Annotated in this window: 11 protein-coding genes; 4 read left to right on the top strand and 7 right to left on the bottom strand. The window is 67.8% G+C overall.

Translation table 11 applies throughout. The features are described from left to right. Nucleotides 1-1,007 (bottom strand): AAA family ATPase (locus ABW137_RS23910; RefSeq protein ID WP_526403939.1); only part of this gene is annotated, 1,007 nt, incomplete at its 3' end. A 145-nt stretch (nucleotides 1,008-1,152) separates the two neighbouring features. On the opposite strand from ABW137_RS23910, the gene ABW137_RS23905 reads away from it, so the two are divergent. Continuing rightward, nucleotides 1,153-1,659, top strand: a complete 507-nt coding sequence (locus ABW137_RS23905) for an MTB12 family secreted protein (protein ID WP_526403938.1) — start codon at nucleotides 1,153-1,155, stop codon at nucleotides 1,657-1,659. A gap of 25 nt (nucleotides 1,660-1,684) precedes the next feature. Continuing rightward, on the top strand, nucleotides 1,685-2,215 hold the full coding sequence (lppK, locus tag ABW137_RS23900) for a lipoprotein LppK (RefSeq protein WP_526403937.1): 531 nt from the start codon (nucleotides 1,685-1,687) through the stop codon (nucleotides 2,213-2,215). A gap of 9 nt (nucleotides 2,216-2,224) precedes the next feature. Here the strand turns inward: lppK and ABW137_RS23895 are convergent, their stop codons facing one another. Further along, on the bottom strand, nucleotides 2,225-3,055 hold the full coding sequence (locus ABW137_RS23895) for a class I SAM-dependent methyltransferase (RefSeq protein ID WP_526403936.1): 831 nt from the start codon (nucleotides 3,053-3,055) through the stop codon (nucleotides 2,225-2,227). Nucleotides 3,056-3,129: 74 nt separating this feature from the next. Here ABW137_RS23895 and ABW137_RS23890 point away from each other — a divergent pair, with 74 nt between their 5' ends. Next, nucleotides 3,130-3,987, top strand: coding sequence for a RecB family exonuclease (locus tag ABW137_RS23890; RefSeq protein WP_526403935.1), 858 nt, complete (start codon nucleotides 3,130-3,132; stop codon nucleotides 3,985-3,987). Then, on the top strand, nucleotides 3,984-4,814 hold the full coding sequence (locus ABW137_RS23885) for an acyl-CoA thioesterase domain-containing protein (RefSeq protein ID WP_526403934.1): 831 nt from the start codon (nucleotides 3,984-3,986) through the stop codon (nucleotides 4,812-4,814). The genes ABW137_RS23890 and ABW137_RS23885 overlap by 4 nt, the downstream gene beginning before the upstream one ends. A 9-nt stretch (nucleotides 4,815-4,823) precedes the next feature. Here ABW137_RS23885 and ABW137_RS23880 read toward each other — a convergent pair whose 3' ends face one another. From ABW137_RS23880 to ABW137_RS23860, 5 genes are all read right to left on the bottom strand, one after another. Further along, on the bottom strand, nucleotides 4,824-6,197 hold the full coding sequence (locus ABW137_RS23880; RefSeq protein WP_526403933.1) for an FAD-containing oxidoreductase: 1,374 nt from the start codon (nucleotides 6,195-6,197) through the stop codon (nucleotides 4,824-4,826). A gap of 10 nt (nucleotides 6,198-6,207) precedes the next feature. After that, the gene (locus ABW137_RS23875) at nucleotides 6,208-6,705 is read right to left on the bottom strand and encodes a DUF4126 family protein (protein WP_526403932.1); all 498 of its coding nucleotides are present in this window, start codon (nucleotides 6,703-6,705) and stop codon (nucleotides 6,208-6,210) included. Nucleotides 6,706-6,769: 64 nt separating this feature from the next. Further along, nucleotides 6,770-7,621 (bottom strand): ATP phosphoribosyltransferase, encoded by an 852-nt coding sequence (hisG, locus tag ABW137_RS23870; protein WP_526403931.1) that lies wholly within the window; start codon nucleotides 7,619-7,621, stop codon nucleotides 6,770-6,772. Nucleotides 7,622-7,653: 32 nt separating this feature from the next. Next, nucleotides 7,654-7,935 carry a phosphoribosyl-ATP diphosphatase gene (locus ABW137_RS23865; RefSeq protein WP_526403930.1) on the bottom strand — a complete coding sequence of 94 codons (282 nt, stop codon included), beginning with the start codon at nucleotides 7,933-7,935 and terminating at the stop codon, nucleotides 7,654-7,656. 56 nt (nucleotides 7,936-7,991) lie between these two features. After that, nucleotides 7,992-9,290, bottom strand: a 1,299-nt coding sequence (locus ABW137_RS23860; protein ID WP_526403929.1) for a sugar porter family MFS transporter, incomplete at its 5' end; no start/stop codon positions are given.

Genomic DNA, 9,290 nt, shown 5'->3' with positions numbered 1-9,290 from the left:
GTCTCGCCGACGAACTTGTTGAGCAGTTCGGGGCCCTTGATGTTGAGGAAGTACGACTTGGCCTCGCGCGAGTCCTCGCCGCGCAACTCCGCCATCTTCTTCGCCAGTGAGTTGGCGACGGCCTTGGCGATCAGCGTCTTGCCGCAGCCGGGCGGACCGTAGAGCAGTACGCCCTTCGGCGGCCGCAGCGAGTACTCGCGGTACAGGTCCTTGTGCAGGAACGGCAGTTCCACGGCGTCGCGGATCTGCTCGATCTGACGGGTCAGGCCACCGATATCGCCATAACTGACGTCCGGCACCTCTTCGAGGACCAGATCCTCGACCTCGGCCTTGGGGATGCGCTCGAACGCGTAGCCGGCCTTGGTGTCGACCAGCAGCGAGTCGCCGGGCCGCAACTTTCGGGGCTTCCAGTCGTCGTCGGACTTCTCGGCGTCGGGGTCCTCGATCAGGTACTCCGCGGCGACCAGAGGCTCCGCCAGCCACACGATGCGCTCCTCGTCGGCATGCCCCACGACGAGCGCGCGGTGACCGTCGGCCAGGATCTCGCGCAGCGTGCTGATCTCGCCGACCGCCTCGTAGGCACCGGCCTCGACCAACGTCAGCGCCTCGTTGAGCCGCACGGTCTGGCCCTGCTTGAGCTCGGACACCTCGATGTTCGGCGAGCAGGTCAGCCGCATCTTGCGACCGGAGGTGAACACGTCGACCGTGTCGTCCTCGTAGGTTGCCAGCAGAACGCCGTAGCCGCTGGGCGGCTGACCGAGGCGGTCGACCTCCTCGCGCAGCGCCAGCAACTGCTGGCGGGCTTCCTTGAGGGTGTCCATCAGCTTGGCGTTGCGCGACGCGAGGGAGTCGATTCGCGCCTCTAGCTGGTGGACGTCGCGAGCGCTGCGGAGGCCGCTATTGGGTCCTACCGCCTGCTCGAGTTGCTCACGAAGGACTGCCGCCTCGCGGCGAAGTTCCTCCAGTTCGGCAGCGTCATCGCTGGACATGGGCTGTGATTCACTCATGTTGCGCCTTCCCCGCACCGAAAGTTGGTGCAGTAACAACTTCAACGCTACCGGCGATTCAGTCTTTGTGTGCGGTGTAGCAATTCGACACACCAGCCACGCTTGTTAACCTGATGCTCGAGTCGGGCCCATCGAAAGGACAGCCGTGATCCTGAAAACCCTCGTTACCGGCATGGCAGCTGCTGCCGTCGTCGCCGCAGCAGCGGGTGGTGTGACGTCGATTGCATCGAGCGTGCCCGCGGGCGCGCCGTCGTCAACTCCGGCCATCACGCCGGTCGTGATGGGCATTCCGATGCCGCAGGCTCCTGCGCCGGATCTCCAGGCTCCGCTCCTGCAGACGCTCAACGGGCTCGCGGGCGGAGGCTCCTTCACGGGTGCCAAGGCCAGCTACATCGAAGGCGGCCTCGGTCGCATCGAAAGCCGGGCCGCCGACAGCAAGTACAACCAGGCCGCAGCCCAGGGTTACTTTCCGCTGAGCTTCCTGATCAACGACATCGACCAGAACGGTCCCATCGCCACCGCAACGGTCACCGCCACCGCAGCCAATGGCGCCACGGCCACCCAGCCGGTGACGTTCACCTCGGGGCCGAGCCCAAGCGGTTGGCAGATCTCCAAGACGTCGGCCCTGTCGCTGCTGTCCGCTGCGGGCTGACCCGAACCCCTCACCAGCGGAATCGGTGCGCAGCACCCCGTTGCTAGTCCTGAGCGCCGTCACGATCGTGGCGGCGCTCGGGCTTGTCGGGTGCGGCCAGGAGGCTGATCCCGCCGCGAGTTCGAGTCAGCGGGTCACGCTGGGGACGTCGGTGCCGCCGGCGCCAAGGGGTGCACCGTTGCCCGCGCCCGACGCGTTGACCGACGTGCTGTACCGCCTCGCCGATCGTTCGATTCCTGCTGAGCAGAAGGTCGACTTGGTCCAGTACGCGACCGTCGAAGACGAGAGGGCGTTGACCAACTTCGGCGAGGCGCTGGCCGCCAGCGGGTTCGCGCCACTCGACGTGCAGGCCGCCGATCTGGCGTGGGCGGGCGAACCCGGTCACGTCACCGCCAACGTCACCATCGGCTCGGCCAATCCGGACGTCAAGTCCTTCACCTACCCCATGGAGTTCAGCCCCGCGGAATTCAGCCCGGCGCGAAACACGTGGCAGCTGAGCAGGCGCACGGCCGACCAGCTCCTGCCCCTGGTCGCGGCTGGTCGGCCACCCCGCTGAGCCGAACCGTCAGGGCATGGGCCGTTTTCGGCGCTGCACCGTCGGCGTCACCGTGCCCGGCGCCAGCCTGCGGGCGCTGACCAGGAACGCCGTGTGGCCCCGCATGGCGTGCTGCGGGCGCACCGCCAGGCCGACGACGTCCCAGCCCCGCTGCAGCGACTCCCAAGACCGGGGTTCGGTCCAGCACTGCTGGTCGCGCATGGCCTCGACGACGCGGCTCAGCTGAGTCACCGTCGCGACGTAGACGATGAGCACCCCGCCGGGGACCAGCGCGCCCGCGACGGTGTCGAGGACCTCCCACGGCGCCAACATGTCCAGCACCGCACGATCGACTTCCGCGCCGTCGTAGTCGTTGAGGTCGGCGATGCGCAGATCCCAGTTGGAGGGCTTCTCGCCGTAGAACGTGGTCACGTTGCGGATCGCGTGCTCAGCGTGATCGTCGCGCACCTCGTAGGACACGACGGTGCCCTCGGGCCCGACGGCCCGCAACAGCGAGCAGGTCATCGCGCCGGAGCCCGCCCCCGCCTCCAGCACCCGGGCACCCGGGAACACGTCGCCCTCGTGGACGATCTGGGCGGCGTCCTTGGGATAGATCACCTGAGCACCACGCGGCATGGACAGGACGTAGTCGATGAGCAGGGGCCGCAACGCGAGGAACGGGTCGCCGTTCGTGGACTTCACCACGCTGCCCTCGGGCTGCCCGATCACGGAATCGTGGGCGATCGCGCCGCGATGGGTGTGGAACTCCTGACCGGGGGCGAGCACCATCGTGTAATGCCGTCCCTTGGCATCGGTCAGTTGGATTCGATCTCCGACGTCGAACGGACCGGTGCGCTTCACAGCGGGTCAGCCTGCCAGCAGACGCGCCGCTGCTGGTGCGCGGGGTTGTCGGGGGACGAACTTAGGCTGCTGACATGAGTGACGACGCGGCGAATGGCGCCTCCGGGCGCAGGCCCGCGCTGTCGCCGTCGCGGGCCAGCGACTTCAAGCAATGTCCGCTGCTCTACCGCTTCCGTGCGATCGACCGCCTCCCGGAACCGTCGTCCCCTGCCCAGGTGCGTGGTTCGGTCGTGCACGGAGCCCTGGAGCGGCTCTACGCCCTGCCTGCGCAGACCCGGCTGCCCGACACGGCGATGACGCTCGTCGAGCCCGCCTGGCAGGAGATGGTCGCGTCACGACCCGAGCTGACCGAGGCCATGGAGCCCGGCGTGCGCGCCAAGCTCCTGGACGAAGCCAGGGCGCTGCTGTCGGGCTACTACCGGCTGGAGGACCCGACGCGGTTCGACCCGGAGAGTTGCGAGCAACGGGTCGAGGTCGAGCTGTCCGACGGCACGCTGTTGCGCGGATTCGTCGACCGGATCGACGTCGCCGCCACCGGCGAGCTGCGGGTCGTGGACTACAAGACGGGCAAGGCGCCTGCCGCCACCCGCGAGCTGGCCGAGGCCAAGGCGCTGTTTCAGATGAAGTTCTACGCGGTGGCGCTGCTGCGTTCCCGCGGCGTGCTGCCCGCCAGGCTGAGGCTGCTGTACCTCGCCGACGGGCAGGTGCTGGACTACACGCCCGACCTCGACGAGCTGCTCCGCTTCGAGAAGACGTTGATGGCGATGTGGCGGGCCATTCAATCTGCCGGTGCCACAGGCGATTTCCCACCCAAGCCGTCGCGCATGTGCGACTGGTGCGCCCACCACGACCTCTGCCCCACCTTCGGTGGCACGCCGCCGCCCTATCCCGGTTGGCCGTCCGCCCCGAGTCCCGCGGAGCCCGCCGCGTGACCGACTGTTACTACCGTCGCCTCGGCTGCGACGGTGAATTCCAGGTGTTCGAATCCACGACGGGCACCTCGAGCAACTGGGACGTCGAGATTCAACACGGCTCACCACCGCTGGCGTTGTTGACCAAGTGCATCGAGGAGCTGGCGGCTCCGTCGGGCGGGCCGGAACGAAGCCAGTCGGGGAATCGACCCGGCTTGCGCATCGGCAGGCTCGCCCTCGACATCCTGGGCGCCATCCCCGTTGCCCCGGTCAAGGTTCGGGCCGCGGTGTTGCGGCCCGGCGTCCGTATCTCGTTGGTGGCGGCGGAGATGTTCCCCGCAGGCCCCGGCGACTCGCCCCGGCCGGTGGCCAGGGTGACCGCCTGGCTGCTCGCGCCCAGCGACACCCGCGACGCGGCCACCGACCGGTATCCCCCGCTCGTCGAGGGCACGTCGGTGCCACACGAGCATGATTGGCAGGGCGCGCCGGGGTACTTGGAGACGGTCAGCTGGCGCACCCAGCCCACCGCCGACGGCGAACCGGCAGTGGCGTGGCTGAGCTCGCTGGTACCACTGGTGCACGGCGAGGCACCGACCGACCTGCAGAGGTTGGCCATGGTCGTGGACAGCGCGAATGGTGTTGGCGCAGTGTTGAATCCGCAGGAATTCGTCTTCATGAACACCGACACGACCGTGCACCTGCATCGCGCCCCGACCGGAGACGACTTCGGCATCAGGGCGCGGGCCTCCATCGGACCGGACGGCATCGGCGCGACAACGGCGGAGTTGTTCGACCGGCAGGGCTTCGTCGGCACGTCGGCGCAGACCCTCCTGGTCCAGCGCCGTTAGCGCCGACGATCACTTCAGTGGCTTGAGCTCCTGCAGCATCGTCGGCACCAGCTCGCTGACCGTGGGATGGATGTGCATGGTCCGCGAAATGGCCGTGTAGGGAAGCTTCGCGGTCATCACGTCGAGGATGTCCTGGACCACCTCGTCGCCACCGACGCCGAGGATCGCCGCGCCGAGGATCTCCTCGGTGTCGGCATCCACGACGACCTTCATGAAGCCCTGCGTCTCGCCCTTCTCGACGGCCCGACCAACACGGGTCATCGGGCGCTTGCCCACCAACGCCTTTCGGCCGGACGCGCGGACCTCGTCGGCCGTCATGCCCGCCCGACCCAGCGGGGGATCGATGTAGAGGGCGTAGGTGCTGACGCGATCGCTGACCCGGCGCGGGTCGTCGTCGAGAAGGTTCGCGGCGACGATCTCGAAGTCGTTGTACGAGGTGTGGGTGAACGCCCCCTTGCCGTTGCAATCGCCCATGGCCCAGACGTTCTCGACGGTGGTGCGTAGTTGGTCGTCGACCACCACGTAACCCCGCGCGTCGGTCTCGATGCCTGCCACGTCGAGCCCGAGGTCGTCGGTGTTGGGTCGCCTGCCGGTGGCCACCAGGAGATGCGAACCCGAGATGGGAGCGGCGCCGTCGCGAGGGTAGAGGTCGAACCCCCCGTCGTCGTGTCCGACGATCCGCATCCCGGTGGCACCGACGTGGACGTCGATGCCCTCGGCTTCGAGTATCTGCTGAACGGCCGCCGACACGTCTTCGTCCTCGCGGGCCGTGACGCGTGGACCTCGCTCGACGACGGTCACCTTCGCGCCGAATCGCCGATACATCTGGGCGAATTCGAGTCCGATGTAGCTGCCGCCGATGATCACCAGGTGCTCGGGCAGCTCGTCGAGGTCCAGGATCCCGACGTTGGTGAGGTAGTCGACGTCGGACAGCCCGGGAATCTCCGGGGCCGTAGCACGACCACCGACGTTGAGGAAGATTCGGTCCGCCTCCAGCACGTCGTCGTCGACGCGAATGGTGCGCGGCCCCTCGAAACGGGCGTGGCCGCGGATCAGGGTGCAACCGCTCATGCCCTCGAGCCACGACTCGACGCCGTGACGGTCGTCGAGCATGATCCTGTCCTTGCGGGCCTTGACCTTGGCCATGTCGACGGTGATCTCGCCGGTGCCGATGCCGTACTCGGCACCGCGGCGGGCGGCGTGCGCGGTGTGGGCGCTGGCCACGAGTGTCTTGGTGGGGATGCAGCCATAGTTGACGCACGTGCCGCCGACCAGCTTGCGCTCGATCACTGCGACGGTCTGACCCGCGGCCGTCAGCCTGCCCGCCAGGGGCGGCCCGGCCTGCCCCGCACCGATGATGATGGCATCGAATTTGCTTGTCATGAAAGCGCGTTCAGCCGGCGAACGGGGGGAACGTGGAGGCCAACGCGACGATCCCGAAACCGCCAAGCACGGCGATGGCGTCCTCGGCGAGCGCGACGGGGAGGTCCTTGCCGCCGTTGGCGGCGACCAGTCGGCTGCGCGCCTCGTAGCCGCCGAGGGTGCCGAGCACCGCGCCGATGATGCCGCCACCGATGGCGATGAAGGTGTGGTGCCATGCGCTGCCGATCACCGCTCCGGCGAAGGCACCGGTGATGAGGCGCGTGGCGAATTGGACAGTCGTCTTGCGGCTCGGCGTCTTTGGCAGCTGGTCGGTGACGAGTTCCGCGACCAGGAGGATGCTGAGCACCGTGACGGTGATCGGGTGGGCGACCCACTCGGACCATCTGCCGTCGACGTCGAGCCACCCGAGCATGGCGCCCCAGGCGACGACGGCAGGCGGTGTCATGGCGCGCAGCCCGGCGACCACGCCGATGAGGACAGCGAGAAGTATTACCAACACTTGCGTCATGAAAGCCTTCCGACCGCTCCGATAATCACGGACGCTAGCATCCGCGGGTCACAACCGGCAGAACTCAGAAGCGGCAGAACCGAATGTCGGAGGCCAGGATCGCCTTCGCGCCGATGGCCGCGAGCTCGTCCATGATGCCGTTGACGTCACGGCGCGGCACCAGCGCGCGCACCGCGACCCACAACGGGTCCGCCAGTGGTGCGATCGTCGGCGACTCGAGGCCGGGGGTGACCGCGGTGGCGCGGTCCAGCACCGTTCGGGGACAGTCGTAGTCGAGCATCAGGTATTGCTGACCGAACACCACACCCTGCACGCGCCCGGCCAGCTGGTCGCGGGCCGCCGCGGTCGCGGCGTCGGCGTCGGCGCGTTCGATGAGCACCGCCTCGGAGTCGCACAACGCTTCCCCGAACGCCACCAGACCATGCAGGCCGAGCGTGCGGCCCGTGCCGACGATGTCGGCGATCACGTCGGCCAGACCCAGCTGCACCGAGATCTCCACGGCGCCGTCGAGTCGGATCACGGTCGCCTCGATACCCTTGGCGGCCAAGTCCTTTCGAACCAGGTTGGGGTACGCGGTGGCGATTCGCTTGCCGTCGAGGTCGGCGATCGTCCACTCCTGACCGGCGGGCGCCGCATAACGGAACGTCGACGACCCGAAGCCCAGCGCGAGCCGCTCCTGGACGGGTGCGTCGGATTCCTGCGCCAGGTCGCGGCCGGTGATCCCGAAGTCCAGTTCGCCGGAGCCGACGTAGATCGCGATGTCCTTCGGGCGGAGGAAGAAGAACTCCACGTTGTTGGTGGGATCGACGACGGTCAGGTCCTTGGGGTCCCGCCGCCGCCGGTACCCGGCCTCCGACAGGATCTCCGCCGCCGACTCGCTGAGTGCGCCCTTGTTGGGCACGGCCACGCGCAGCATGGGTGATGGGCCGCTCGTGCGAAGAGAGTCGCTCACAACTTGCCGTAGACGTCGTCGAGGGTGAGTCCACGCGAGATCATCAGCACCTGCGTCCAGTAGAGCAGCTGGCTGATCTCGCCGGCCAGGGCGTCGTCACCCTCGTGTTCGGCGGCCAGCCAGACCTCACCGGCCTCTTCCAAGACCTTCTTGCCGAGCCCGTGCACACCGCCGTCCAACGCCTTGACGGTGCCGCTGCCTGCAGGTCTGGTACGGGCACGCTCGCTGAGTTCGGCGAACAGCGCGTCGAAGGTCTTCACGGCAGGCGATTGTTCCACGCCGCCTGCCGTGAAGTCACGGCGGTTTCAGCAGCCGCCGGTCGTCCCGCCCGCCGTCACGCCTTCGCGGTGGGTTTCTCCCCTGCCACGATCGCGCCGTGCATGTCCTCCAGCGACACGCCCTTCGTCTCCATGACCCACTTCCACACGAACAGACCGGAAAGGATGGCACACAGGCCGTAGAAGCCGTACGCCAGGCCCAGATGAGAGCGCAGTTCGGGGAACGAGACCGTGATCAGCCAGTTGGCCACCCATTGACCGGCCGCGGCCAAGCCGAGGGCGGCGGCGCGGATGCGGTTGGGGAACATCTCGCCGAGCAGCACCCAGACCACCGGGCCCCACGACATGCCGAACGCGACGACGAACAGGTTCGCCGCGATCAGCGCAATGACGTTGGTTCCCTCGGGGAGGCTCGGGATGCCGTCGGCTCCCACCGTGGCGTTGGCGAAGATGACGGACATGGTCAGGAGGGTGACGGCCATTCCGGTAGAACCGATGAGCAGCAGCGGTTTACGGCCGATCTTGTCGATCAGTGCGATGGCGATGAGCGTCGTCGCCACGTTGACCACCGAGGTGATCACGGTGGACCAGGCCGCGTCGCTCTCGCTGAAGCCGACCGCCTGCCACAGCACGTTCGAGTAGTAGAAGATCACGTTGATGCCGACGAACTGCTGGAAGACCGACAGTCCGAGACCGACCCAGACGATGCCGTAGAAGCTGAGGAAACTGCCACCCGGCTTGCGCATGTCCTTCCAGGACGGCTTGTCCTCGCGCTCGAGGGTCTCCTTGATGCGATCGATGGTGATCTCGAGGTTCTTCTCTCCGAGCAGCAGGTTCAGCACCCTGCGCGCTTCCGGGATCTTGTGGCTGGCCACCAGATAACGCGGCGACTCGGGAATGGTGAAGGACAGCACTCCGTAGACGACGGCGGGCACCATCATCACCAGGAACATCCACCGCCACGCTTCGAGGCCGAACCAGAGGTCCTTGCTGGCACCGCCCGCGAGGGTCTGCAGCAGGGTGTTGACCGCGAAGGACAGGAAGATGCCCAACACGATGGCCAGCTGCTGCAGCGAACCCAACCTGCCGCGGATCCGGGGCGGCGACGTCTCGGCGATATAGGCGGGCGCGATCACCGAGGCGACGCCGACGCCGATGCCGCCGATGACGCGGAAGACCACCAGGGTGATGACCTCGGGCGCGAACGCCGTCCCGATGGCACTGATGAAGAACAGCACCGCGGCGATCTTCATCACCGCGATGCGGCCGATCTTGTCGGCGATGCGGCCCGCCGTCATCGCGCCGACCGCGGCGCCGAGGAGCGCCGACGCCACGGCGAACCCCAATTCGATCGA

This window comes from Mycobacterium sp., assembly GCF_040509115.1.
Classification (GTDB): domain Bacteria; phylum Actinomycetota; class Actinomycetes; order Mycobacteriales; family Mycobacteriaceae; genus Mycobacterium.
The sequence above is the reverse complement of the archived record's forward strand: the minus strand, read 5'-3'. Positions and strand labels throughout refer to the sequence as shown.

What these genes read in the sequence shown, in the direction of transcription:
- ABW137_RS23890 (WP_526403935.1), top strand. Translation starts at nt 3,130, where the DNA reads ATGAGTGACGACGCGGCGAATGGCGCCTCCGGGCGCAGGCCCGCGCTG.
- ABW137_RS23875 (WP_526403932.1), bottom strand. Translation starts at nt 6,705, where the DNA reads ATGACGCAAGTGTTGGTAATACTTCTCGCTGTCCTCATCGGCGTGGTC.
- ABW137_RS23880 (WP_526403933.1), bottom strand. Translation starts at nt 6,197, where the DNA reads ATGACAAGCAAATTCGATGCCATCATCATCGGTGCGGGGCAGGCCGGG.
- hisG (WP_526403931.1), bottom strand. Translation starts at nt 7,621, where the DNA reads ATGCTGCGCGTGGCCGTGCCCAACAAGGGCGCACTCAGCGAGTCGGCG.